Origin of the sequence: Amylibacter sp. SFDW26 (genome assembly GCF_009184395.1) — a bacterium.
Lineage (GTDB): Bacteria > Pseudomonadota > Alphaproteobacteria > Rhodobacterales > Rhodobacteraceae > Amylibacter.
This window is the reverse complement of record NZ_WEIC01000002.1, coordinates 286,725-310,841: the sequence shown is the minus strand read 5'-3', so window position 1 is coordinate 310,841 and position 24,117 is coordinate 286,725. Positions and strand designations below refer to the sequence as shown.

The window sequence follows — 24,117 nt, the reverse complement described above, 5'->3', positions numbered from 1 at the left end:
CAGCTATAAATACGTGGGTTTTAAGTTTAAGAGTGATACCTGCTTGATAGATAAAACTGTACTCATACAATATAAATGAATTTTTAGAGGTTAGAGTATTTATGTTATGAGAATTACACGCGAAAAATGCCCAGATATTATTGGTAATGGAATGATTGGTGGGGTTGCTTATGCAATAATGTTAGGTATTGGTTTTGCAGATACTTTATACCCAATGGGTTATAACTCTAGCGCATTTACACCACTCTACACACCAGATTTGATTACATTAATTTTATACTATGTTCTCATTGCCTTGGGCGTTTATGGATTAAGGAGACGCTGGCGTGTAGCTGGAGTATTGCTATTAGGTATTTTAGCTATAAATAGCATACTTGTTATTTTAGAAACAGGTCATTTGGCTGGTGTTTTATGGATCGCAATCTTGGCATTTGTTTTTATACAAGCGACAAGAGCTTGCTTTTTTCTACACCCTTCACGTTGGGAATGATTAGGTTGAGAGTTAATTTACTACCCTATTGATCCACGCCCTATTCCCCTTATGCTGTAAAAAACTCTGGGGATATTGTGAGCAAATCCAAAAGCGATACTAAGACGCCTGTGAAGCGGTCATTTCGTCCAATTGGTTGGGCGACGGATCGTTTTAAGCGTATTTTGCGCTTTGCGTTAAAGTTGTTGATTATTGCCGTCACGGCGGCGGCCGTTATTGTGTTTATCTTTCGATTTGTGAACCCGCCTGTGAATTATTACATGGCTTCGGAATGGTATCGCTTGGGTGAAATGAAACGCCATTGGGTGCCGATTGAAACTTTCCCTGATTACATGGCGCGTTCTGTTGTGGCGGCTGAGGACGCGAATTTTTGCCATCACTCTGGCTTTGATTTCAGCTCTATCCAAAAAGCATTAAGCGGCAAGGGGAAATTACGGGGCGCATCAACCCTATCCCAACAAGTGTCCAAGAATGTGTTTTTGTGGCATGGGCGGTCTTGGGTGCGTAAGGGCTTTGAGGCTGGTTTTACTGTTTTGGTGGAAATGCTGTGGACTAAAGAACGGATTGTTGAGGTCTATCTGAATGTGGCTGAATTTGACGAAGGTGTATTTGGTGTCGGTGCGGCGGCACGGCATTATTTCGGTGTTCAGCCAAATAAAATAACAAGATTGCAAGCGGCACGTTTGGCGGCGGTTTTACCCAGTCCGAAAACACGGTCGGCAAGTCGCCCAACAGCATTTGTGCGTAAGCGCACCAGTCAAATTTTATCGGGTGAAGCAACAATAGCAGCGGATGGGCGCGCAGATTGCTTTCAGTAGAGGTTGAATTGTTTCAAAGTTCGGTGCAAAAGCAAGTAAGTCCTAACAGAAATCGAAGTCATTAATGTACCGTTTATATCATTTTCCTTTATCACCATTTTCGCGCAAAGTACGGCTTGTGCTGGCGGAAAAAGGTATCGAAGTAGAGCTGATTGAAGAAAAGTATTGGGAAGCCCGCCCAGAGTTTATGCGCATGAATCCTAGTGGTAAGGTGCCTGTTTTAAAAACAGATAAGCTGACATTGGGCGAATCCAATGCGATTTGCGAATATATCGAAGAAATCCATCCTGAACCTGCATTGATGCCTGTTGATGCTGCAAAGCGTGCAGAAGTTCGCCGACTGACAACATGGTTCGATGATAAATTTTACCGTGAGGTTACGCTGAATTTGCTGGGTGAACGCTTACAGAAAAAAGTAATGGGCGGTGGGTACCCTGAAAGTAAGAATGTGAAGATGGGCGCGAAAAACATTCGCTATCATCTAAGCTATATGACGTATCTATTGGATCGCCGCCGGTGGTTGGCTGGGGATCGTATGACGCTAGCTGATTTTTCTGCGGCTGCGCAGATTTCTTGTTTGGATTATATTTCAGATGTGGATTGGAATAGCCATGAATTGGTTAAGGAATGGTATGCGAAGATTAAGTCACGTCCTGCATTCCGATCCTTACTGGCGGATCAATTACCAGGGTTTCCACAGCCGCCACATTACGCAGATTTGGACTTTTAATGACAGGCGGGGTGCAAACCCTGCGTGAACGGCTGCATGAGCGTGCGCTGTTTGAAGGCTTTGCCAAGATGGGTATTTGTGCGCCTGATGCGGTACCGCATATCGCTGATCGTCTGAATACATTTGTTGAAGAAGGTCGCCATGGACAGATGCAATGGATGGCGGAACGGATGCATTGGCGCGGTAATCCTGCTGAGTTATGGGCCGAGGCGAAGTCGGTGATTATGTTGGCAGAACCCTACTCACCTATGCATGATCCGTTGGAGGTTTTGAAACATCCGGAACGCGCAGCAATTTCTGTTTATGCTCAAAATCGCGATTACCACGATGCTGTGAAAAAACGCCTGAAACGTGTTGGCCGTTGGTTGATTGAACAAGAAGCGGATACGCAGATAAAGGTGTTTGTGGATACGGCCCCTGTCATGGAAAAACCGTTGGGTGGTGCTGCGGGTTTAGGTTGGCAAGGTAAACACACGAACCTTGTGTCCAATGAGTTGGGTAATTGGTTTTTTCTGGGTGCGATTTTTACCACCGTTGATTTTGACAAAGATGAAGCGGGTATTGATCACTGCGGATCGTGCCGTGCGTGTTTGGACATATGCCCCACGAATGCGTTCCCTGCCCCGTATCAACTAGATGCGCGTAAATGCATTTCGTATCTGACTATTGAGCACAAAGGTCCTGTGGATTTAGAGCTGCGTGAAATGATGGGGAATCGTATTTATGGTTGCGATGATTGCCTGGCTGTTTGCCCATGGAACAAGTTTGCCGTTGAAGCAAAAGACACTATTTATCATGCACGTGAAGAATTAAAGGCCCCAAAGCTTGCAGAATTGGCACAATTAGACGATGCTACGTTTAGAACGTTTTTTAGTAAGTCGCCTATTAAGCGTATCGGACGTAATCAGTTTATACGTAATGTTTTGTATGCAATTGGTAATTCCGCCGACTCGACCCTTTTGGAGATTGCTCTAGGGTTGGAAGCCGACGATGATTCAACAGTTTCAGATGCTGCTACTTGGGCAGTAGGAAAGTTGAGGGGCACATGACTGGTATAATGTTAAGTTTTGGACATGGGTTTTCTGGCCAAGCCATTTCACGCGCTTTGTATGCACAAGGCGGTTGGGAGATTTTTGGAACAACACGGTCCTTGGATAAAATAGGTGCAATATTGAATTCAGTTGCTAAACCAATTGTTTGGCCTGGCGCGGATTCAATGGAAACACTTTTGGATGAAGCAACGCATTTGCTCATTTCAGCTGCACCCAATGAAAACGGCGACCCCGTCTTGAACGCTTTATCCGATGCGATCAAAGCACGGCGCGATCAATTTGAGTGGGTCGGATATTTATCGACCACGGGTGTGTATGGTGATCACCAAGGTGGTTGGGTGGATGAAAGCACACGGCTAACGCCTTCAACTGAACGTGGAAAAATGCGCGTTGCCGCAGAAACGGCTTGGGCTGATATGGGTTTGCCTTTGCACATTTTTCGTTTGGCTGGGATTTATGGACCAGGCCGCGGACCATTTTCGAAAGTCCGTAATGGGACAGCGCGGCGTATTATAAAAAAGAACCAACTGTTCAGCCGCATTCATGTAGAGGATATTGCACAGGTTGTTCTTGCATCAATCGCACAACCGAATGTGGGATCAATTTACAACGTATGTGATGATTTTGCTGCCCCACCTGAAGATGTGATCGGCTATGCTGCAGAATTATTGGGTGTCCCTGTGCCTGAGGGAGAAGATTTTGAAACTGCGGATATGACACCAATGGCGCGTAGTTTTTATTCTGAATCGAAAAAAGTATCGAATAAGAAGATCAAAGAAGAGCTGGGTGTCGAGTTGAAATATCCAGATTATAAAGCGGGCTTAAAAGCGTTATTGGCGGAAAGCTGACAAAACAAAAGGGACAGTGAATGTCACTGTCCCTAGAAACTTTGTGCTTCTGGTCAAAACCAGAGCGGTACGACGATTAGTCGTTAGCTGCTACTGCTGCACCAACTGCTAGAAGCAAGATGATTGGCAAGATAACGCCGCCGCCTGAAGAAGCTGAAGAACCTGCAGATGAACCTGTTTCAGCTTCTTCTACTGGTGCTTCTACTACTGGCTCAGCCAATGAACCTGCGAATGCTGTTGTTGCTGCTAGAGAAAGAGCAGCTGCTAGTGCGATAGATTTCATTACGAAAATCCTCCAAATTATATAAGTTCGTCGTAGTTAGCGGGTAAGGTAGGACACCCACGACGAACACCCAAGACTGTACCTCGTGCGACTTTTTAAACAGCTTCGTTTTCTCATTGCAACTATTAGATGCTACAAATAGGTCAAACTGAGGGGAAATGTCGTTAAATTAGCAACACTTGTGTGCCAACTTTGGTCAAATCGAACAATTGCGCAATGTGTTCATTAAATAACCCAATACAACCATTCGATGATCTGCGGCCAATTTTGCGCGTATCATGTGTGCCATGGATGCGGTAATACTGCCAAGTTAGGTACAAAGCATGTGTTCCCAATGGGTTTTCAGGACCAGCTGGGATGTATTTTGGCCAATCTGGATTGCGTTTAAGCATATTGGCAGTTGGACGCCAGTCAGGGCCAATGCGCTTACGGATAATCGATGTGCGACCCAGACGTGTTAAATCATCAGATTCTGGCACAGATGTAGGGAAAAGACGGTAAGTGTTGCCATCTTCTGACCAATAATGAAGAGCGCGGCTGCGTGTATCAACCAAAACAACGTGGTTTTTTAGGTTAGAAAAGTAAGGACGCCAATCTTTTGATCTGAAGCTAGATGCATTGCGCTTTACTGTCCCTGAATTTGGATCGGCAATATTTTCTGCATCAATATCTTTGAGTACAGCACTGTCTAATGCGTCCTGAGTCGTGCTTTGTGCCCATGCCTGTGTGCCTATTAAGGTGGGTGCAGCTAGCACAGATCCTGTAAATGCACGTCTTGTTATCTTTTTTTCCATCGTTTTGCTCCGATTTTCGCCGATTCATGGACAAAATAGTGTCTTTGCTACAATTTTACCACTCAAACATCTGTTATCGACTATGAACGGGGTTCCCAAGGGGTTCAAGTCATCCTAAACAGTACCGAATAAAATTGATCTGACTGTAAGGTAAGGCGAATAAATGATTAGAGCATTTCTTGTAAGTATCGCTGCTGTGTTCATCTTGGGTGCGTGTACGCCCCCTTCTCAGGAACCAGTTGCTGATGGTAAATTTCGCCCAGCGGTTTTTAAAACACCTAAGAGTGAATCTGGCGTAAACAAACTTTTATTCCGCCATTTGGATACAGTGAATGCCATCCGTACAGCACGCGGATTATCTACGGTAGAGTTGTCCGCACAGTTGAATGCAGCGGCAGCAACACACTCGATTGATATGGCAGCGCAACAGCGTCCATGGCACTTTGGCTCAGACGGCTCATCACCACTAGATCGTGTGGCACGCACTGGTTATGCAGGTATTATGTTGTCAGAAAACATTTCTGAGACATATGAAAATGATACAGAAACATTGAAGGTTTGGATGGGTGACGAAGATTCTCGTGCAGGCATCTTAGACCCAAGCGCACGCTTTATTGGATTGTCTTGGCATCAGGAAAAGAACGGTAAAATCTGGTGGACACAAATTCTTGGAAGCTAAGCTTCGCCAAGAGTTATTTTAGAATATCAATCTGTGTGCCGTTCTTAACCATCGCGTAAATTTCAGCCATTTCTTCGTTGGTCACAGCGATACATCCCGCTGTCCAATCGGGCTTGTTTCTATCGCCAAATAATACAGGTCCGCCGTGGATAAAAATCTCTCCACCTGGATCTTGGCCCTGTGCTTTTGCATAAGCAATATCCTGCGCATTCGGGTATGAAATCCCAAGACTTAGATAAAATGCACTGTTTGGATTGCGGCGATCGATCCAATAGCTGCCCTCTGGCGTTTTTCCGTCACCTTCGAATTGTTTATGGCCAGCTGGCGCAAAGCCCAATTCCATATCGTACTTACGTAAAACACGCTTTTCATGCATCAACCACATTTGACGTGTTGATTTCTCGACTATAACCCGTGTTACAGCTGGTCCGTTATAAGTTTGAAACTTTTGAACTTGCCCAGGGCCACATGCCGAAAGCATAAGCCCACCTGCTGCAATAGGAAAAAAATCCCGTCTCTTCATTTTATACCCCTGCTTCGCGCGCTATCTCTTTTGCGGATTTGCGTTCACGTTCGGTCGCACTTTTCAGCTGACCACATGCGGCCATTATATCCTCACCACGGGGTGTACGTACAGGGCTAGCATAGCCAGCGTTGTTCACAATTTCGGCAAATGCCTCTATTCGATCCCAATCTGAGCGCTCATATGGCGATCCGGGCCAAGGATTAAAGGGGATTAAGTTGATTTTGGCAGGGATGCCAGAAATGAGTTTTACCAAGCGATGTGCGTCTGCATCGCTGTCATTTACGTCTTTTAGCATCACATATTCGAATGTAATGCGTTCAGAATTAGATAAACGTGGGTAATCACGGCACGCTTGTAACAGCTCGTCGATTTTGTGTTTGCGATTGATTGGCACTAATACATCACGCACTTCATCAGTGGTGGCGTGAAAGCTAATCGCCAACATACAGCCGATTTCTTCGCCTGCGCGAATGATCTCTGGCACAACGCCACTTGTGGACAGGGTGATGCGGCGGCGAGACAATGAAATGCCTTCGTTATCCATCGCGATCAACATTGCATCACGCACATTATTTGTGTTGTAAAGCGGTTCACCCATGCCCATCAAAACAATGTTAGACACCAAACGTTTATCGCCAGGGTCTTTACCCCATTCATCAAGGTCATCACGGGCAACCATGATCTGACCAACGATTTCACCTGCGGTCAGATTGCGTACCAGTTTTTGCGTGCCTGTATGACAGAAGGTACATGTTAGCGTGCAACCGATTTGGGATGAGATGCAAAGCGTGCCGCGATTGGCTTCTGGAATATAAACCGCCTCGACTTCGTGCCCACCAGCAATGCGCAACAGATACTTGCGTGTGCCATCTTCTGACACTTGTTTGGTTACGATTTCTGGACGGCCAATGATGAAGTTCTCTGCCAGTAAAGCACGGAAGTCTTTGGATAGGTTTGTCATCTCATCAAAAGACTTCGCACCTTTTTGGTACATCCAACTCCATAACTGATTAACACGCATTTTCAGCTGTTTTTCAGGTGCGCCCAGTTCCAATAATGCAGCTTTTAAAGCATCGCGGTTCAGGCCAATCAAACTTGGGCGCGCGTCAGGATCCTGCTTGCGCGGGATAGTGATATAATCTTGGTTGATCGGTGCCTTTGCGGTCATTGGACTGCTTTCCATAAAATAAGCCCCCAAAACTGGGTCTGGGGGCTAATATACCACAATTTCACGCATTAGAAGCGTATAATGTATTCTTACTTACAGCGCTTTTCAGCTTCAGCTAGGGCTGCTGTGAAGCCAACCAGTGAAAACGTGTCTGTTGTTTGTGTTCCGCGTGCGGATTGTGCGCGTACAACAGCATTTGCACCGCGCTTCATGGATGAACGGATTTGGTTGTCTACGGCACCTGATTCAGGCCATGCATATTCGCCGTCTACGTATAATTTATATTCGGATGAACCGACTGTCAGACCAACCGTGCTGTCCGGCGCGAATGGGTAACCGCCCGTAAATGATACTTCGCCGCTGATGCCGTTTGAGGGCAAGTAGGTTACGAAAAAGCGAATATCGCCACGGTTCACGACAACAGGTTTTCCGCCTTTTACGTTTACTGTTTTTGTAGGTTTCGAAACGATCCAACAACGTTTCGGATTGTTTTCCACAAACACGGACCAGTCTGATTTGGAATCGACAACATTTGTTGAATCCTGTGCTGATGCTGTGTTTGAATAAAATGACATAGCTGCTGTGATGCTACATACCAATGCAACGGGTCTAATCATACTGCCTTACAGCCTCCAAGCTGTTTTTTATTATTGTTCCGCACAAAATAGGACGGAAATGTGTTGATGTTATGGCAAAATAATTAGAGAACTTGGATAATTATTACCACCACGTAGATACAAAATGTAGGGAATCGGCGGATTTCCGACCGAAATAAGGGATTGGCAAATGACAGGCTCAGAAATTGTGGCAGAAGTGTGGCGTGGCGACTTTTTAGAGTGTGTTCATCGTGGCCATGCCGTGATTTGTGATGTTCAGGGCAATGTTCGTGCTGCTTGGGGCGATCCAAGCAAGGCCGTTTTGCCGCGTTCATCGTGCAAAATGTTGCAAGCTTTGCCTTTGATCGAAAGTGGTGCTGCCAAAGAATTTGGCTTGGGTGCCAAGCATTTGGCATTGGCCTGTGCATCACACCAAGGTGCTGCCATTCATACGGATCGTGTGACCAAATGGTTGGATCACATTGGGCTGTCCGAAAGCGATTTGCGCTGTGGCGGCCATCAACCGCATGATGAAGATGCACGCAAAGGGATTTATTGTGGTGATCATTGCATTGATCAGACCCACAACAATTGTTCTGGCAAACATGCTGGATTTTTGACGTTGAACAAACATCTGGACGGTGGATCGGAATATAATGAGGTGGATCACCCTGTTCAAAAAGCGATCAAAACAGCCATTGAAGAAATGGCCAGCGAAGACACCCAAGGTCATGTGATTGACGGTTGCTCTGCCCCAAACTTTGCCGTGTCATTGAAAGGCCTGGCACATTCAATGGCGCGCATGGCTGATCCGCGTGGGTTGGGTGATACACGCGAAACCGCTGCACGTTCTTTGGTGGAAGCAATGGGCAAGCATCCCGAATTGGTTGCGGGTGAAACACGAGCATGCACCGATTTGATGCGCGCGATGGATGGCAAGGTTGCTGTTAAAACAGGCGCCGAAGGTGTGTTTATCGCAATCCTTCCAGAACAAGGTTTGGGTGTTGCGCTGAAAATCGAAGACGGTGCAACACGCGCATCAGAAGCGGCCATTGCAGCGCTGTTGGTGCGTTTGGGTGTTGCAGATGCGAACAACCCACTGGTGAAAAACCGCCTGTTTGCAGAGCAGCGCAATTGCAACGACTTCTTGGTTGGCTCTATTCGTCCAAGTGATGCGATTTATAAAGGTGGCGTCGCACTTTCCTAAGGTTCTAGGCCTATTGGCCGCAAATCTGTTGATAATGCGGTTTCCACAAAATGCGTTATGGCTGGGTTTTCAGTGTCTTTGTTCCATGCAACGGCAATCGGTAGTTTGGGTAAATCATCTTCAACTGGTAAAAACGTTACCCCTGGCATTTTCACGACAGACAGACATTCGGCGACAAACCCTGCGCCAATGCCTGCGGATGCAAGGCCGATGAGCATCGACATAGGTGCCGCTTTTTGCACTATATTTGGGCTTATCCCTGCATTCGTAAAAGCTGCAATCAGGCCATCATAAAACACTGGTCCAATTTCGCGCGGTGGCAGGATAAAGGGCAAATCTTTGCAGTCTGAAAGCTTGATGATGCCTTGCTGAGCTTGTGGCCAGTTGTCTGGTACGACCATTACAAGCGGGATACGATCCATATCGTGATAATCCAACTCTTTAAATGTAAGTGGTGGATGCACCAATCCCACATCAATGCGCCCATCCAACAAAGCCTGTTCTTGTGTCAAAGAATATTGTTCGTGCAACACGGTTGTGATGCCAGAATATGCAGTGTGAAACTGGCGTAATATTTGGGGGAAACTTCTGTAAAGAACGATTTGCGTGAAGCCGATTTTCAATTCACCGATTAATCCTGTGGCTGCGAGTTTTGCATCTGTTTGTGCAGCTTTGGCATTCGCAATTGCAATACGCGCGCGGCGGATGAAGGCAATACCTGCTTTGGTCGGGTAAATAGGCCCGCGTGTGCGGGTGAATAACGGATAGCCGATTTGATCCTCTAAGGTCGCGATGCGTTGGCTGAGGGCAGGTTGTGTGATGTTTAACCGATTGGCGGCCTGTCCAAAATGTGCCTCTTCTGCCAAGGCAACTACACATTCAAATGACCGTAAGTTCATAAATCCACCATTAGAAAATCTTATCAATAGATCAGATCATAGAATTGGACGCAGTGCATTTAAAATGGGAGTTAAGCCATATCAAAATAATGTTAGGAGCTTAGAAAAGCATGATTACAGAGCGTATAAAATCATATAAAACACTGTCTTTATTGAATTTAATTTTTATTTCTGGCTTGGCTGTTTCCCCGCTGCAAGCCACAGCAAAAACGGTTGATGCCCCTGTGGCGAACACGTTTCCATTATCTTATGGCACAAACATTTCACACGCGTGTGCTGCATCTGCTTTGTCAGCGGCAGTAGAGTATGCACAATCAAAGAATTGGGCGGTTTCTATTGCGGTTGTTGATACTGCAGGGCAGGTTATGGCATTGGGACGTTTGGATAATGCACACCGCGCCAGTCCAGATTTTGCTATGGCCAAAGCCTCATCCGCTGTGATGACAAAACGGTCTACGAAAGTGTTTTCGGATGCTTTATCGAACGGACGTTCTGCCATTTTGGGATTTTCTGATTTGCATGTTCATGCTGCAGAAGGGGGTGAAGTTTTGGTCAAAGGAGATGAAATCATCGGGGGTATCGGTGCTGCAGGTGTAACGCAAAAGCAAGACCGCGAAATTTCCTTGGCGGCTGTTGCCGCGGTTGCAAATTGTTAAACAGTGGGGCGGGTTGGTGTTTTGCTAACCTGCCTTATTTCTTTGTTGTTTTCACTTCGTCATCTTGTGGCGGGTTCAGCATCGTAATCTCACGACGTGGGAATGGGATGTTGATGTTGTTTTCTTGGAGTGTATCCCAGAGTGCGAGATAAACATTCCCGCGAATATTCGTCAGCCCTTTGTTTGGATCGCGAATCCAGAACCGCAGAATAAAATCGATTGAGCTGTCGCCAAAGTTGACTACATGGCAGACAGGGGCAGGGTTGTTGACGACGCGTTCTACTGTCAGTGGGGCTTGGGATGCCACCTTTTTTACTTCATGAGGGTTGCTGTCGTAATCGACGCCAAAAAAGATATCTAAGCGAACAAAGTCGGATGAATGGGACCAATTGATGACTTGGTTGGTGATGAAATCTTCATTCGGGATCAGATGTTCACGCCCGTCACGTGTTGTAACCGATGCATAGCGAGCGCCCAGTTGGGTGATCCAACCGAATGTGCCATCTAATGAAATCACATCCCCTGGCTTGATGGATTTATCCAGTAGGATAATAATGCCTGAAATCAAATTGGATACGATTTTTTGTAGACCAAAACCGATACCTAAACCAATAGCACCAGACAGGACAGCAAGGCTGCCTAGGTCAAAACCAACGGCTTTTAGGCCCATCAAAAAGGCAGTTGTGTATAGAGCGATTTGTAAAGTTTTGCCCAACAGAACCTTTATCGACGGCGACATGTCTTCGATCGTATCTATGCGCTTTGCGCCTGCTTTTGAGATTAAGCTGGCGAGGATAAACAGAGCTGCCAAAGAGAAGATTGCGATCATAATCATCAACAAGGATATGCGGGTATCGCCTATTTCCAGTGCGGCACTATCCAATACGGCTTTGGTTGATTCTAAAAAGCCTGTCATTTGTAATGTGACAATGATCCATCCAAGCCACATTATAAATGATCGTAGAGCTTTGTTTTTGATGAAGGAGCTAACCACAGAAATGATCAACCATGCGAAAGCAAGCTTTACAGACAGATCAACGAAAAAGGATCGGCTGGGCCATGTGTAGATTTGCATTAACGTGACAATAGAATATCCGATTGGAACATAGATTAGCAAAGCCAAACGGCGATGTACGTCTACAAAGACATGGCTAATGCGCCCGATGATGCCCGTTTTGTTTTCAAACCACTTTTCGCATTTCGGGTAAAGCGCGCGGGCCAAGAGGACGCAAAAAATAATGGTTACTGAGATGATCACCAATTGGTACAAGGCCCATGTTTGGGTCAAACGATCACCAAAGCGCAGTATATCAGCCCAGAAGTCCTGTGCTGTTGTAATTATTTCTGTTGGTTCGGCCGCTGCCTCTTCTTTGTTTTCCATAGTTTTCCTTGCCCTTAACGCCACGATAGGACGATTGGCTTGGTTTTTCCAGTGTATAGGGCCGCAGGAAGAAAAAGAAATTGACTCAATGTTTTTTATTTATTAATTATCGTAAAACATTAATTTTTAATAAGGTTGCTGAAATGCAAAAAGCCAAAGTTAAATATGTCTCTACTGTTATTATGATCGGTCTGGCGATTTTTTTGATCTATTATCCATACCGTGTATTCAACGAAATTGTCCCCTTTGCACTAACAAACCCAGAGCTTTGGGAAACGCATTGGATGGTTGAAAAAGGGGTCATGATCCCAACGAGTATTCGGTTGGCTTATCTGGTTTTGTGGTTGGTTCCTGTTTTGGCAACTATGGCTATGACCGCCATCGCAATGCATTTTTTTCACCTATTGCGACAGGGTGTTTATTTTGATCCCAAAACAGTCCGTGATGTTCAATTGATGGGTCTGTGTGCTGTTGTTGCTGGTGCAGGTATCACCCTTGCATATTCAGTGGTGAATTGGCTGCTTACATTTATGAATGTGGCTGACAAGCACGGTATTCACTTTGGATATGACCCTTCTGAAATCAGTCTGATCTTAACAGGAATTGGCTTGTTCATTGGTGGTTGGGTGTTGAAGGTCGTGGCTTTGCAAGACCAAGAGATTAAGGATTTTGTGTAATGTCTGTTCAATCGTTTAAGCAAAAAGTACAGTTTGGCGCTGGGGCATTGATGGCCCCTACCGCGATCTATCTGATCTACTATATCTATGAATCCTTTAGTCGGTTTATTTCGCGATCCTTTACGCATCCTGAATTTTGGGAAAACCATTGGATGATTGATGAGGGTATTAAACTTAGTTTGAACATCCGTATGATGTATTTCTTTGGCTGGATGCCCACGATTATTGCATCCATCATCTCAATTCTATTTGGTCTGTATTTACTAAACCGTCTGCGCAAAGGTTTGTTCTTTGATACGCACACAGCATGGGTTGTTCAAATGCTGGGTGGAATGAGCGTTTTGGTGATCATTTTGGATACGATCATGGAATCAATTACAGCAGTTTTGATTACGTCACAAAACGCAGATGGCGGATGGTCGCTGGCCTATCAATACGACCCGACTGATATAAAGAACCTTATATTGGCTGCTGTCATATTCGCATTCGGTTGGATGATGCGCGAAGCGATGACGATTGACCAAGAGCACAAGGAATATGTGTAATGGCTATTGTTGTACGTCTGGATGTGATGCTTGCGAAACGTAAAATGCAGTCCAAAGAGCTGGCAAAGATTATTGGAATTTCGGAACAGAATCTGAGCCTGTTGAAATCAGGTAAGGTGCGCGGTGTTCGGTTTGAAACGCTCAATAACATCTGTGTGGCATTGGATTGCACACCAGCAGATTTGTTAGAGTTTGAACCTGACGCTTAAAGCAGACCCTTGAAGCTAAACGCACAAAGGGGTATTGCCCCTATATGAACAGAATCTTTGATATGGATGATAAAACACGCTTACCTTGGCGGTTCCACGGTGAGCGTCTTGCCGTGCTTGGCGATCTGCGCGCGTAATCCATATTCACTATTAGCCCTAAAAGCCAAATTCTAAGCGGAGGAGAGACATCATGTCCGCACCAAAAACAATATACGATAAAATCTGGGACGCTCACGTAGCGCATGAAGCCGATGATGGCACATGTTTGCTATACATCGACCGTCACCTTGTTCACGAAGTGACATCCCCACAAGCCTTTGAAGGTTTGCGTATGTCTGGTCGCACAGTGCGTGCACCAGAAAAAACGATTGCTGTGCCTGATCACAACGTTCCAACAACATTGGACCGTGCCAAAGGCATCGATAACGAAGAAAGCCGCATCCAAGTGGAAGCTTTGGATAAGAACGCAAAAGAGTTTGGCGTTCATTACTATCCAGTGTCTGACGTACGCCAAGGTATCGTACACATCGTTGGCCCAGAGCAAGGTTGGACTTTGCCGGGTATGACAGTTGTTTGTGGTGACAGCCACACAGCAACACACGGTGCCTTTGGTGCGTTGGCCCATGGTATCGGTACATCAGAAGTTGAACATGTTTTGGCAACGCAAACGTTGATCCAAAAGAAATCAAAGAACATGAAAGTGGAAATCACGGGGTCTTTGCGTCCGGGTGTGACAGCGAAAGACATCACTATGTCAGTCATCGGTCACACAGGGACTGCTGGTGGTACGGGCTATGTGATTGAATACTGTGGCCAAGCCATCGAAGAGCTGTCTATGGAAGGTCGCATGACTGTCTGTAACATGGCGATCGAAGGCGGCGCGCGTGCGGGTTTAATCGCACCTGATCAGAAAACATTCGACTACGTTAAGGGTCGCCCACATGCACCAAAAGGCGCTGATTGGGATGCGGCATTGGCATATTGGAAAACATTGTTCACTGATGAAGATGCACATTTTGATCTGGTTGTGACGCTAAAGGGCGAAGACATTGCGCCAAGCGTGACTTGGGGCACCTCACCAGAAGACGTATTGCCGATTGACGCGGTTGTACCAAATCCTACTGACTTTGAAGGCGGTAAGGTTGATGCGGTTACGCGTTCCTTGGAATACATGGGTTTAGAAGCGGGTCAGAAATTAACTGACGTTGAAATCGACACAGTGTTTATCGGATCTTGTACAAACGGCCGTATCGAAGACCTGCGCGCAGCAGCAGCTGTGTTGAAAGGTAAAAAGATCAAAGACGGTATGCGTGCGATGGTTGTGCCTGGTTCGGGTCTTGTGCGTGCACAGGCCGAAGAAGAGGGCTTGGCTGAGATATTCAAAGACGCTGGCTTTGAATGGCGCATGGCAGGGTGTTCAATGTGTCTTGCGATGAATCCAGATCAATTGGCGCCAGGTGAGCGTTGTGCAGCAACGTCCAACCGTAATTTTGAAGGTCGTCAGGGCCGTGGCGGACGCACACACTTGCTAAGCCCAGCAATGGCAGCAGCAGCGGCTGTGACTGGTAAATTGACGGATATCAGAAGCTTTAGTTAAGGCGGATCATTCAATGGCTACTTCAAAAAAACCATCAACAACATGGGCAACGGTCACCACTCTGAAAGAGACGGTCAATACAACGCTTAATTTTGTTGCACACCATTTGGTGATGGGAGCAGATAAAATATATTTGTTCTTTGATGATCCTAATGATGCAGCCATTGATATTGTTTCTAAGAATCCAAAGGTTCATGTTGTAAAATGTGATGAAAAATATTGGGCGTCCTTAGAGGTGCCACGCCCAGATGCGCACCAAGCGCGTCAAAAAGCGAATGTTCGAAACTGTTATGGTTTTGCTGAAACTGATTGGCTGATTCATCTAGATGCTGATGAAATGGTTGATGCTGATGGTGTTGTTGTCTCCAAAGAGCTCAGCACTGTTTCTGATCCTGTGGTTCGCTTGCAACCGTATGAATTGATGTACCAACCTGGTGGGCGCGCAAACAACAACTTTAGATATGTTTTCAAAGGCGCTATTCCACAAACGCGTCAGGGCCGACGTATTGCCGAAAAAGTTTATACACCGTTTCATGAATGTTTATCGTTGGGCTTTTTGAGCCATGTAGAAGGCAAGTTCTTTGTTAAAACAGGTGTACCTGATTTAATTATGAGTATTCATGGGCCATACATGGAAGGCGTGCGTAATCGCGGTGAAACAGCAGTGAATATGAAATTATTGCATTTGCATGGTGGTGACTTTGATGAATGGATGGATCACGTAAAATACCGTCTTGAAAAAGGGTCCTATAGACCAGTGAACCAAAAACGGATTATGCGTCACCAAGGTATTGAAAATACCTTGGGCGGTGTGTTGCAGGGCTTATACGATGACAGGGGCGATGAAGGTTTGAAAGAGTTTCATCAAACGGTGTGTACGTTTGGAAAAAGCAAAAGACCGTTGCGTCGTGTGGGTGCAATCTACAAAACAAACCTCTGGTTGGATGAAAAACGCGAGGATATGTTTGGCAAGTCCAGTGTGTTGAAAAACTTTGGACATGATTCCGAAACAGGTGCGATTGAAATGGATGGCGCTTGGGGTGACGTTACAATGCGGTTGGTTCCCCATGACAATTATACAGAGCGTTGTATTGCAATTGGTGCGCCTGCAGAAGCGCAAGAAATGCAAGAGATGATAAAGTTGGCATCTAAAAAGCGTGTTCTGTTTTACGATATTGGCGCGAATGCAGGTGTATATTCCTTACAAATTGCCAAGGCAGGTAAGAAGACAAGCCGTATCATTTCGTTTGAACCAAACCCTGTGATGATCAAAAGGCTAAAGCGTAATATTGACCTAAACAAGTTTAAGAATATCAAGGTTGTTCCAAAAGCATTAGGTGAAGAAAAAGGAAAAGTTCACCTGTCATTGGGTAAGGGTGGGAATTTAGGCCAAGCTGCGATTGATGGCGATTCTCAGCAGGGTATAGAAGTTACTTTATCAACACTGCCAAGTGAAATGATCAGCCCTAAAGGTTATGATCTTTCAATGTTAAAGATTGATGTTGAAGGATTTGAGGCATCAGTTTTCAAGCCGATGTTTGAAAATGCAAAAGATGTTCATTGGCCAGATTACATAATGATGGAATCTGCGTGGAACGAGGACTGGGATATGGATTTGGTCGGTGAGTTGGGAAAAATTGGCTATACCGATCATTTTGTTACGAAGCTGAATACAATATTCAAGCTGGAAAAAAATTAAGACTTATAAACGTTCTGATGAAAGGACTGAAAAATGGAAAAGTTTGAAAACGTCTCAGGTGTTGCTGCACCTATGCCATTGATTAATATCGATACAGATATGATCATTCCAAAACAGTTTTTGAAAACGATCAAACGCTCAGGTTTGGGCGTGAACTTGTTTGATGAAATGCGTTACGATGACAAAGGCAATGAAATTTCTGATTTCGTGCTGAACCAAACTGCGTACCGCGACGCAGAAATAATTGTTGCTGGCGATAATTTTGGCTGTGGCTCATCACGTGAGCACGCACCTTGGGCATTAAAGGACTTTGGTATCAAAGTGATCATTTCAACATCTTTTGCGGATATCTTTTACAACAACAGCTTTAAAAACGGTATTTTGCCAGTGGTTTTGCCAAAAGAAGCTGTGGATGTATTGATGGAAGATGCGCAAAAGGGCTCAAATGCGCGCATTACGGTTGATTTGGAAAATCAGACGGTTTCAGCAACAGACGGAACGGAGTTCAAATTCGAAGTCGACCCATTCAAAAAAGAATGTTTGATGGACGGTTTGGACGATATCGGCCTTACAATGCAGAAGGTTAAGGCAATCGATACGTTTGAAACAGAATATGGCAAAAATATGCCTTGGGTGTAAATCTTATACCATATATAGTGCTAAAGGCTGCCCATAGGCAGCCTTTTTTGTATGATTTTTGTGTTAACAAAACACCGAAACCCTCTGAATCTACATAAATTTTTAAAAAAAGCTTGACGAATAAGGCTTTATTGACACAATTAGGGCAATAATAAGGCCCTAAGGCCAAACCGATCCTAAAAATGGGATCACAAACGAGGACAAGGCAGTGTTTTTAAGACTTACAGGGGCAACTGTAAGGGCGGTGTGTGTAGCGTGTCTGATTATGCTACCAGCTTTCTTACTTTTTGGTGTTTCCCAATCTTCAATAGAATTCACACGCATTTTGGCGACGATCGTATCCATATTCGTCATGTATGAATATGGGTTTTCTTCTCCTTCATTGATCGAGTTTAGATTTGCAGCCCCGTATAATCGTATTCGTTTCCTACTTTTATCTGTGCTTGTTTTGGCCCCTACTTTTTTGGTTGGCTATACCTTAGCAGGAGCAAACATGGTGGGATTTCTTCCAACGATAGCAGATAAAGGCATTGCCTTATTAGACTTCACATACAGCCCGTTTATGGTGGTTGCTGAAACGTTATCTGGGGAAAATGAAAGCTTACAAGCAGCCTTTGCCCAGGCAATTGCATTCAACACAATTATAATGTTTGCGTGCATTACGTCATTCTGTGTAGCGATCTATTTGAATCTTTGGCGTTTCGGTGGTTCAGGTTTCAATATGTGGCAGAATATGCCGACATATAAATCTTATGAAACTAAGACGCTACAAGAACGCTTAATGAACTCGGCATTTGCAAGCCTTTTGATTGCGTGCTTGATACCCTTATTGGGCCCCACCGTTGCAGAGGTTATTTTTGTGAATTTTGCAGAAAGCGGACAATTGGCGCCGATCATCTCCATTTGGTGCATAGCTTTCTGGTCATTTTTCCAAGGCGTGTTTTTTATGCGCGCTGCAGCATTGGCGAAAATTGCTATTAATCATTCTGATAAGAGTGATTTAGTGACAGCATAAAGGTTGAATCGGTCTCAATACACCCTGTTACCTTGACCATTGGGTCATAGCAGATTACGGCATATCCAAGTTTTGAAAAAGGATATGACGGACATGAACACTCCATCTTTATTGATATTGCCGGGTGACGGCATCGGCCAAGAAGTTATGACTGAGGTGCAGAAAATTGTAGCTTGGTATGGCGATAAACGTGACCTGAAGTTTGAAGTGTCCGAAGACCTTGTCGGTGGTGCCGCTTATGACAAGCACGGTACACCATTGCATGATGATACAATGGCTAAAGCACAAGAAGTAGACGCTGTATTGCTTGGCGCCGTAGGCGGCCCTGCCTATGATGATCTGGATTTCAGTGTAAAACCTGAACGCGGCTTACTACGTCTTCGTAAAGAGATGGATTTGTTTTCAAATTTGCGCCCAGCGCAATGTTTTGATGCGCTTGCAGATTTTTCATCTTTGAAAAAAGATATCGTATCTGGTTTGGACATCATGATCGTACGCGAATTGACATCAGGGTCTTACTTTGGTGAGCCACGCGGTATTTTTGAGGAAGATGGCCAACGCGTTGGCATCAACACACAGCGTTACACAGAAGCGGAAATCGACCGCGTTGCACGTTCAGCATTTGAATTGGCAAAACGCCGTGGCAACAAAGTTTGTTCTATGGAAAAAGCCAACGTTATGGAAAGCGGCATCCTATGGCGCGAAGTTGTGACAGCTATTCATGCTGCGGATTACCCAGAAATTGAATTGTCACACATGTATGCAGACAATGGTGCGATGCAGTTGGTGAAAGCACCGAAACAGTTTGACGTGATCCTAACGGACAACCTGTTCGGTGACATTCTATCTGATTGTGCAGCGATGCTAACAGGGTCATTGGGCATGTTGCCATCAGCATCCTTGGGTGCACCAATGGAAAATGGTCGTCCGAAAGCGTTATACGAACCAGTACACGGTTCAGCACCTGATATTTCTGGTCAGAACAAAGCCAACCCATCGGCGTGTATCCTGAGTTTTGCAATGGCGCTGCGTTACAGCTTTGATCAAGGCGAAGAAGCGACACGTTTGGAAAAAGCTGTGGAAACAGTTTTAGCCAAAGGTATCCGCACTGGCGACTTGATGATGGCAGACGGTGGTACACCAGTTTCTACAACTGAAATGGGTGATGCAATCATCGCTGAATTGGAAGCATCACTTTAAATATTACGTAAATGTATTAAAGGCCGCCTGTCTTGGGCGACCTTTTTCTTTGGTAGAATTTTTCAAGCTAATTTTGATGTGCTAATGTTATGTTTTTTGAACATATATTCGGTCTGCACCATCATTTGCCGTTTTATGGAGAACGCTAACATCTCCTAATGCACTCAACTCATTTTGAATTCTATCAGAAAGCCTATTGCGAACATCAAGGATAATAGAACCTTCTTGTGAAACAGAAGTTTTAAAGAAATCTTCGTATTCTGTCCAAGGGTAATGAAAACCACAAGAAATAAAACTGACTGCTATGTCGACGTCCTTAATCGCTTCCAAACTGTCAGTATTTGGGTTTACTGTTTTTATACTATTCGCCTTGATACCATTTTGTACTAAAAACTTTTTTGCAACAGAAAGGTTAGTATAAGCAGCGCCTTCATTTTTGTATCCAAAATGGCGTTTATCATTATTTTCTAAATCAATAAGTACCACTTTAGAGCCAAGTTCTTTGGCCACAAAAAAATCAAAGATTGCATACCCACAACCAATATCACAGACTTTTTTATTTTTTAAACTGAGCAGTAGTGGTTTTAATTTTAGGTATTCGAGATATATAAAGCCAATTGCTCGCTTAATAACCTCTTCTTTCATGCTTGAGACAGTTTTCCGTATGGGAGTCTCATTTCCATTCGTCCATGCACGAACGATCCGACCTGAAAACTCTATATCGCTTAAAACCTCTGATCTTTGGAGGATAAAATTTATAGCATCCTCATCTGAAAATACTGAGATATCTAACTCTGAAAGCTCTTTTAATTTTGTCGCTTCTATTGCCTGCTCTAGTGTGATTGCCATAGATTGTATTCCTCATTCATTATTTCTGCCGTTTGCTGACAAGGCTTATTTTGCGCATGATAGACAGCTAAGCAGCAACAGTCATTATAATTCAATAAGGATTTTTTAGGGTTATTCGTAAATCAATAGTAATTTATAAACTTGTGAGTAACTTTTCTTTTTTCGTTTGTGCAGTTTTTATACTTGCCAATTTTACATGTCCAAAGCCACGAATGTTGTTTGGCAGTTCCGCCAATTTTTGCGCAGTTTCTGGATCAAGCGCATCTAAACCTGCGACTGTTTCTTTGTACTCTTCGACCAAAGCACGTTCCATTTTGCGTTCAGCCGTATAGCCGAACGGATCAAGTGCTGTTCCACGAAGCCCCTTGAAACGTTTTAGAATAGAGAAGGCTTTGAATATCCACGGACCAAATTCGATTTTCTTTGCCTTGCCTGTCACAGGATCAGGGCGGCAAAGCAGTGGTGGCGCCAAGGCGATTTTGAGTTTCAGATCACCTTCGAACTGCGCTTTTAGATTTTTCATAAAGCTGTCTTCGGAATACAAACGTGCGACTTCGTATTCGTCTTTATATGCCATCAGCTTGAACAGGTTTTTGGCCACAGCAAGGGCATATGGTTTGTCTGCAACCTGTGCCATGAAATCACTGTATGATTTTGCGTAAGCAGCGTTTTGATAAGCGGTTAAACGTTCCACGCGGTCTGCTATAATTTCATCCAAACTTGTCAGTTCAGGCGCCTTGATTGTTTTAGGCATGTACGCATCTAAACGGGCAGGATCAATCACCCAGTGGCGTCCTAATGTAAACGCATTTTGGTTCATCTTAATTGCCACGCCGTTTAGTTTGATTGCATGCATGATGGCTTTATCTGTCAACGGGATCAAACCCTTTTGATACGCAACACCCAGCATGAACAGGTTGGCGCCAATACTGTTACCCAGCAGTTTAATCGCATATCTTGTGGCATCCACAAACGCGGCGTTGCCACGATCAACAGCTTCAACAATACGGTCGTGCATCAAATCTGTGGGCAATGTGAAATCGCGTTGTAGTGTGAAATCTTTTGGCATTTGCTCGTGGGTGTTGATCATCACGTGCGATGATTTTGAAAGTGTTGAAAGCGCTGGGTTTCCAGCGGATACAACCACATCACAGCCCAGCAATAAATCAGCGGTGCCTTCTGCCACACGGATGCTTTTTACATCCTTAGAAGAGTTCGCCAGCTTCACATGTGAAAACACGGATCCGCCTTTTTGCGCCAAACCAGCCATATCAATCAAACCGCTGCCTTTGCCATCCAAATGGGCAGCCATGCCCAGCAATGCGCTGATGGTCACAACGCCCGTGCCACCGATACCAGTGACAAGGATAGAGTAGGGCGTTTCCAATGCGGGTTTGCTGGATGGTTCTGGCAAATCAGGCAGGTCGATTTTGGCTGCTTCGGGTTTACGCGGTGTTCCGTTCTTTACGCTGACAAAGCTCGGGCAGAACCCATCTTGGCAAGAGAAATCTTTGTTGCATGCGGATTGATCGATACGGCGTTTACGACCCAATGGTGTTTCCAAAGGTTGCAGGGCAACACAGTTGGATTGCACGCCACAATCGCCGCAGCCTTCGCAGACATCGGGGTTTATGAACAGGCGCTTGTTGACGTCTTCCATCGTGTTGCGCTTGATACGGCGACGTTTTTCTGTGGCACATGTTTGGTCGTACAACAGGACGGTTACGCCTTTAACCTGTGCCAAGTCTTCTTGCACTTTGATCACATCACGGCGGTGATACACATCCACATTTGCGGGCAATTTTGCTGTATCAATACGCGAAATATCATCAGTGACATAAGCCAGTTTTTTCACACCAGCGCCCAGTACTTCTGCCACAATATCATAGGGGCCAAGACCGCCTTCATGTGCTTGTCCGCCAGTCATGGCAACGGCGTCATTGTAGAGAATTTTATAGGTGATGTTCGTGTCAAACGCGACGGCGCCGCGCAGGGACATCAGACCAGAGTGGTTGTATGTGCCATCGCCCAAATTCTGGAACACATGATCACGTTTGGAAAATTTGCTTTCGCCAATCCAGTTGGCGCCTTCGCCACCCATATGGGTGTAACCTTCGACATTGCGATCCATGAATTGTGCCATGTAGTGACAGCCAATGCCAGCGAACCCACGCGACCCTTCTGGCAATACGGTCGATGAATTGTGCGGGCAGCCAGCGCAGAAGGCAACGCCGCGTGTGACCGGTAATTCTTCGCGGGTTGCTGTCATGCGGGCTTTTAAATCACTGACTTTGTTTTCCAGTGATTTGCCATCTTTCAATGCCAGTAATCGCGTACCGATTTGCGCTGCAATCTGTGTGGTGGTTAGGGCGTATTCAACTTGAAATAATGTCTCGCCCGTTTCGGATGTTTTCCCAATCACATTGGGACGTTTTTCCAGATCATATAGAATGCTTTTGATCTGACCTTCCATCAATCCGCGCTTTTCTTCGACAACAATGACTTGATCTAAACTCTTGGCGAAATCCAAAATGCCAGTAGGTTCCAACGGCCAAGGCATAGCCACTTTATACAGCGCCAACCCCATCTGATCGGCGCGTTTTTCATCAATGCCCAGTTCTTCGAAAGCTTGCAGAACATCCAGATAAGATTTACCTGTGGACACAATCCCGATCTTGGGTTTTTTACCACCTGAATAAACCACTTTGTTCAACTGGTTCTCACGCACATAGGCACGTACTGCGTTCAGTTTATGCTGGTGTAAACGCGCTTCTTGTTCAACGGGGGGATCGTTTAGGCGGATGTTTAAACCGCCCTCTGGCATGTCATAATCGGTAGGGATACGCGTTTGAATGGCATCCAATGCAACGTCTACAGTGCCCGAAGATTCGATGTTATCCTTCACACCTTTCAATCCGCACCACAGGCCAGAAAAGCGTGACAACGCCCAGCCGTGTAATCCGTATTCGATGATTTCGGAAATATTTGCGGGGTTTAAAATCGGGATCATCGCATCGCGTAAAGCATATTCACTTTGGTGCGCTGTGGTGGAACTTTCACAGGTGTGATCATCCCCCATCAATACCAACACACCACCGTTTTTGGATGTGCCTGCAAGGTTTGCATGACGGAATACATCGCCCGTGCGATCCACACCTGGGCCTTTGCCGTACCACATGGCAAAAACGCCATCGTGTTTGCCATCACCGCGCAATTCGGCCTGCTGTGTACCCCAAATTGCTGTGGCGGCAATGTCTTCGTTTAGACCCGCCTCAAAGATAACATTTGCTTCTGTCAGCTGTTTTTTAGCAACGCCGAACTGTTGATCCAATCCACCAAGGGGGGATCCGCGATAGCCTGTAATGTACCCACCAGTGTCTAAACCGTTTACGCGATCACGGGCAGCTTGCATCAAACACAACCTGACAAGCGCTTGCGTGCCTGATGTATAGATGCGGGTTTTGTCTAGGTCGAACTTGTCCTCAAGGGATGTATCAAAATAGGTCATAAATACTAACCTATCTTATAATTTTACAATTTCAATCTTTTTATTTTTAAGA

At 45.2% G+C, this 24,117-nt stretch carries 25 protein-coding genes; 16 read left to right on the top strand and 9 right to left on the bottom strand.

Annotated elements, in window-relative coordinates; all coding sequences use genetic code 11:
• Window positions 1-106 precede the first annotated feature (106 nt).
• The 5 genes from F9L33_RS07790 (at window position 107) to F9L33_RS07770 (ending at window position 3,938) form a co-directional block, all read left to right on the top strand.
• Entirely contained in the window at window positions 107-490 is a 384-nt protein-coding gene (locus F9L33_RS07790) for a hypothetical protein (RefSeq protein ID WP_152142199.1), read from the top strand.
• Between the two features lie 77 nt (window positions 491-567).
• Window positions 568-1,308 (top strand): monofunctional biosynthetic peptidoglycan transglycosylase, encoded by a 741-nt coding sequence (mtgA, locus tag F9L33_RS07785; RefSeq protein WP_370452091.1) that lies wholly within the window; start codon window positions 568-570, stop codon window positions 1,306-1,308.
• Between the two features lie 64 nt (window positions 1,309-1,372).
• A complete protein-coding gene (locus F9L33_RS07780; RefSeq protein ID WP_152142198.1) occupies window positions 1,373-2,038 on the top strand; it encodes a glutathione S-transferase family protein in 666 nt (221 codons plus the stop codon).
• A complete protein-coding gene (gene queG, locus F9L33_RS07775; protein WP_152142197.1) occupies window positions 2,038-3,087 on the top strand; it encodes a tRNA epoxyqueuosine(34) reductase QueG in 1,050 nt (349 codons plus the stop codon). Before F9L33_RS07780 ends, queG begins: the two co-directional genes overlap by 1 nt.
• Complete coding sequence (locus F9L33_RS07770) at window positions 3,084-3,938, top strand: SDR family oxidoreductase (RefSeq protein WP_152142196.1); 855 nt, start codon at window positions 3,084-3,086, stop codon at window positions 3,936-3,938. Before queG ends, F9L33_RS07770 begins: the two co-directional genes overlap by 4 nt.
• A 76-nt stretch (window positions 3,939-4,014) precedes the next feature.
• On the opposite strand, the gene F9L33_RS07765 is transcribed toward F9L33_RS07770, so the two are convergent.
• Together F9L33_RS07765 and F9L33_RS07760 are read right to left on the bottom strand one after the other, a co-directional pair.
• Window positions 4,015-4,221 (bottom strand): hypothetical protein, encoded by a 207-nt coding sequence (locus F9L33_RS07765; RefSeq protein WP_152142195.1) that lies wholly within the window; start codon window positions 4,219-4,221, stop codon window positions 4,015-4,017.
• A gap of 164 nt (window positions 4,222-4,385) precedes the next feature.
• Window positions 4,386-5,015: a L,D-transpeptidase gene (locus F9L33_RS07760; RefSeq protein ID WP_152142194.1), complete on the bottom strand. Its 630-nt coding sequence runs from the start codon at window positions 5,013-5,015 to the stop codon at window positions 4,386-4,388.
• 163 nt (window positions 5,016-5,178) lie between these two features.
• On the opposite strand from F9L33_RS07760, the gene F9L33_RS07755 reads away from it, so the two are divergent.
• Window positions 5,179-5,694 (top strand): CAP domain-containing protein, encoded by a 516-nt coding sequence (locus F9L33_RS07755; RefSeq protein ID WP_152142193.1) that lies wholly within the window; start codon window positions 5,179-5,181, stop codon window positions 5,692-5,694.
• Between the two features lie 13 nt (window positions 5,695-5,707).
• Here F9L33_RS07755 and F9L33_RS07750 read toward each other — a convergent pair whose 3' ends face one another.
• The 3 genes from F9L33_RS07750 to F9L33_RS07740 form a co-directional block, all read right to left on the bottom strand.
• Window positions 5,708-6,217 (bottom strand): murein L,D-transpeptidase family protein, encoded by a 510-nt coding sequence (locus F9L33_RS07750; protein ID WP_152142192.1) that lies wholly within the window; start codon window positions 6,215-6,217, stop codon window positions 5,708-5,710.
• A 1-nt stretch (window position 6,218) separates the two neighbouring features.
• Window positions 6,219-7,388 carry a 23S rRNA (adenine(2503)-C(2))-methyltransferase RlmN gene (rlmN, locus tag F9L33_RS07745; RefSeq protein ID WP_152142517.1) on the bottom strand — a complete coding sequence of 390 codons (1,170 nt, stop codon included), beginning with the start codon at window positions 7,386-7,388 and terminating at the stop codon, window positions 6,219-6,221.
• 89 nt (window positions 7,389-7,477) lie between these two features.
• Entirely contained in the window at window positions 7,478-8,005 is a 528-nt protein-coding gene (locus F9L33_RS07740) for an invasion associated locus B family protein (protein ID WP_226804030.1), read from the bottom strand.
• A 169-nt stretch (window positions 8,006-8,174) separates the two neighbouring features.
• On the opposite strand from F9L33_RS07740, the gene F9L33_RS07735 reads away from it, so the two are divergent.
• On the top strand, window positions 8,175-9,191 hold the full coding sequence (locus tag F9L33_RS07735) for an asparaginase (protein ID WP_152142191.1): 1,017 nt from the start codon (window positions 8,175-8,177) through the stop codon (window positions 9,189-9,191).
• Here the strand turns inward: F9L33_RS07735 and F9L33_RS07730 are convergent.
• Entirely contained in the window at window positions 9,188-10,090 is a 903-nt protein-coding gene (locus F9L33_RS07730) for a LysR family transcriptional regulator (RefSeq protein WP_152142190.1), read from the bottom strand. The genes F9L33_RS07735 and F9L33_RS07730 overlap by 4 nt on opposite strands.
• A 110-nt stretch (window positions 10,091-10,200) precedes the next feature.
• Here F9L33_RS07730 and F9L33_RS07725 point away from each other — a divergent pair, with 110 nt between their 5' ends.
• Window positions 10,201-10,746 carry a heme-binding protein gene (locus F9L33_RS07725; RefSeq protein WP_152142189.1) on the top strand — a complete coding sequence of 182 codons (546 nt, stop codon included), beginning with the start codon at window positions 10,201-10,203 and terminating at the stop codon, window positions 10,744-10,746.
• 34 nt (window positions 10,747-10,780) lie between these two features.
• On the opposite strand, the gene F9L33_RS07720 is transcribed toward F9L33_RS07725, so the two are convergent.
• Complete coding sequence (locus F9L33_RS07720; RefSeq protein WP_152142188.1) at window positions 10,781-12,127, bottom strand: mechanosensitive ion channel family protein; 1,347 nt, start codon at window positions 12,125-12,127, stop codon at window positions 10,781-10,783.
• Window positions 12,128-12,270: 143 nt separating this feature from the next.
• On the opposite strand from F9L33_RS07720, the gene F9L33_RS07715 reads away from it, so the two are divergent.
• The 8 genes from F9L33_RS07715 to leuB all read left to right on the top strand — a co-directional run bounded on the left by F9L33_RS07715 (window position 12,271) and on the right by leuB (window position 19,708).
• Complete coding sequence (locus F9L33_RS07715) at window positions 12,271-12,804, top strand: hypothetical protein (protein ID WP_152142187.1); 534 nt, start codon at window positions 12,271-12,273, stop codon at window positions 12,802-12,804.
• Window positions 12,804-13,349: a hypothetical protein gene (locus tag F9L33_RS07710; RefSeq protein ID WP_152142186.1), complete on the top strand. Its 546-nt coding sequence runs from the start codon at window positions 12,804-12,806 to the stop codon at window positions 13,347-13,349. Before F9L33_RS07715 ends, F9L33_RS07710 begins: the two co-directional genes overlap by 1 nt.
• Window positions 13,349-13,558: a helix-turn-helix transcriptional regulator gene (locus tag F9L33_RS07705; RefSeq protein WP_152142185.1), complete on the top strand. Its 210-nt coding sequence runs from the start codon at window positions 13,349-13,351 to the stop codon at window positions 13,556-13,558. The genes F9L33_RS07710 and F9L33_RS07705 overlap by 1 nt, the downstream gene beginning before the upstream one ends.
• 190 nt (window positions 13,559-13,748) lie before the next feature.
• The gene (gene leuC / locus F9L33_RS07700; protein WP_152142184.1) at window positions 13,749-15,155 is read left to right on the top strand and encodes a 3-isopropylmalate dehydratase large subunit; all 1,407 of its coding nucleotides are present in this window, start codon (window positions 13,749-13,751) and stop codon (window positions 15,153-15,155) included.
• A 13-nt stretch (window positions 15,156-15,168) separates the two neighbouring features.
• Complete coding sequence (locus F9L33_RS07695; protein WP_152142183.1) at window positions 15,169-16,854, top strand: FkbM family methyltransferase; 1,686 nt, start codon at window positions 15,169-15,171, stop codon at window positions 16,852-16,854.
• A 33-nt stretch (window positions 16,855-16,887) separates the two neighbouring features.
• Complete coding sequence (gene leuD, locus F9L33_RS07690) at window positions 16,888-17,493, top strand: 3-isopropylmalate dehydratase small subunit (protein ID WP_152142182.1); 606 nt, start codon at window positions 16,888-16,890, stop codon at window positions 17,491-17,493.
• 265 nt (window positions 17,494-17,758) lie between these two features.
• On the top strand, window positions 17,759-18,508 hold the full coding sequence (locus F9L33_RS07685) for a hypothetical protein (RefSeq protein ID WP_152142181.1): 750 nt from the start codon (window positions 17,759-17,761) through the stop codon (window positions 18,506-18,508).
• A gap of 93 nt (window positions 18,509-18,601) precedes the next feature.
• The gene (leuB, locus tag F9L33_RS07680; RefSeq protein WP_152142180.1) at window positions 18,602-19,708 is read left to right on the top strand and encodes a 3-isopropylmalate dehydrogenase; all 1,107 of its coding nucleotides are present in this window, start codon (window positions 18,602-18,604) and stop codon (window positions 19,706-19,708) included.
• An 87-nt stretch (window positions 19,709-19,795) separates the two neighbouring features.
• Here the strand turns inward: leuB and F9L33_RS07675 are convergent, their stop codons facing one another.
• On the bottom strand, window positions 19,796-20,557 hold the full coding sequence (locus F9L33_RS07675) for a hypothetical protein (RefSeq protein ID WP_152142179.1): 762 nt from the start codon (window positions 20,555-20,557) through the stop codon (window positions 19,796-19,798).
• A 133-nt stretch (window positions 20,558-20,690) separates the two neighbouring features.
• Window positions 20,691-24,065: an indolepyruvate ferredoxin oxidoreductase family protein gene (locus F9L33_RS07670; RefSeq protein ID WP_152142178.1), complete on the bottom strand. Its 3,375-nt coding sequence runs from the start codon at window positions 24,063-24,065 to the stop codon at window positions 20,691-20,693.
• Window positions 24,066-24,117: the final 52 nt, after the last annotated feature.

Coding starts and splice junctions, on each gene's coding strand:
- F9L33_RS07685 (WP_152142181.1), top strand. CDS start 17,759: ATGCTACCAGCTTTCTTACTTTTTGGTGTTTCCCAATCTTCAATAGAA.
- F9L33_RS07675 (WP_152142179.1), bottom strand. CDS start 20,557: ATGGCAATCACACTAGAGCAGGCAATAGAAGCGACAAAATTAAAAGAG.
- F9L33_RS07735 (WP_152142191.1), top strand. CDS start 8,175: ATGACAGGCTCAGAAATTGTGGCAGAAGTGTGGCGTGGCGACTTTTTA.
- F9L33_RS07770 (WP_152142196.1), top strand. CDS start 3,084: ATGACTGGTATAATGTTAAGTTTTGGACATGGGTTTTCTGGCCAAGCC.
- F9L33_RS07710 (WP_152142186.1), top strand. CDS start 12,804: ATGTCTGTTCAATCGTTTAAGCAAAAAGTACAGTTTGGCGCTGGGGCA.
- F9L33_RS07760 (WP_152142194.1), bottom strand. CDS start 5,015: ATGGAAAAAAAGATAACAAGACGTGCATTTACAGGATCTGTGCTAGCT.
- F9L33_RS07715 (WP_152142187.1), top strand. CDS start 12,271: ATGCAAAAAGCCAAAGTTAAATATGTCTCTACTGTTATTATGATCGGT.
- leuD (WP_152142182.1), top strand. CDS start 16,888: ATGGAAAAGTTTGAAAACGTCTCAGGTGTTGCTGCACCTATGCCATTG.
- F9L33_RS07790 (WP_152142199.1), top strand. CDS start 107: ATGAGAATTACACGCGAAAAATGCCCAGATATTATTGGTAATGGAATG.
- F9L33_RS07780 (WP_152142198.1), top strand. CDS start 1,373: ATGTACCGTTTATATCATTTTCCTTTATCACCATTTTCGCGCAAAGTA.
- F9L33_RS07765 (WP_152142195.1), bottom strand. CDS start 4,221: ATGAAATCTATCGCACTAGCAGCTGCTCTTTCTCTAGCAGCAACAACA.
- F9L33_RS07725 (WP_152142189.1), top strand. CDS start 10,201: ATGATTACAGAGCGTATAAAATCATATAAAACACTGTCTTTATTGAAT.
- F9L33_RS07740 (WP_226804030.1), bottom strand. CDS start 8,005: ATGATTAGACCCGTTGCATTGGTATGTAGCATCACAGCAGCTATGTCA.
- F9L33_RS07720 (WP_152142188.1), bottom strand. CDS start 12,127: ATGGAAAACAAAGAAGAGGCAGCGGCCGAACCAACAGAAATAATTACA.
- F9L33_RS07755 (WP_152142193.1), top strand. CDS start 5,179: ATGATTAGAGCATTTCTTGTAAGTATCGCTGCTGTGTTCATCTTGGGT.
- F9L33_RS07730 (WP_152142190.1), bottom strand. CDS start 10,090: ATGAACTTACGGTCATTTGAATGTGTAGTTGCCTTGGCAGAAGAGGCA.
- F9L33_RS07695 (WP_152142183.1), top strand. CDS start 15,169: ATGGCTACTTCAAAAAAACCATCAACAACATGGGCAACGGTCACCACT.
- F9L33_RS07670 (WP_152142178.1), bottom strand. CDS start 24,065: ATGACCTATTTTGATACATCCCTTGAGGACAAGTTCGACCTAGACAAA.
- rlmN (WP_152142517.1), bottom strand. CDS start 7,388: ATGACCGCAAAGGCACCGATCAACCAAGATTATATCACTATCCCGCGC.
- queG (WP_152142197.1), top strand. CDS start 2,038: ATGACAGGCGGGGTGCAAACCCTGCGTGAACGGCTGCATGAGCGTGCG.
- leuB (WP_152142180.1), top strand. CDS start 18,602: ATGAACACTCCATCTTTATTGATATTGCCGGGTGACGGCATCGGCCAA.
- F9L33_RS07705 (WP_152142185.1), top strand. CDS start 13,349: ATGGCTATTGTTGTACGTCTGGATGTGATGCTTGCGAAACGTAAAATG.
- leuC (WP_152142184.1), top strand. CDS start 13,749: ATGTCCGCACCAAAAACAATATACGATAAAATCTGGGACGCTCACGTA.
- F9L33_RS07750 (WP_152142192.1), bottom strand. CDS start 6,217: ATGAAGAGACGGGATTTTTTTCCTATTGCAGCAGGTGGGCTTATGCTT.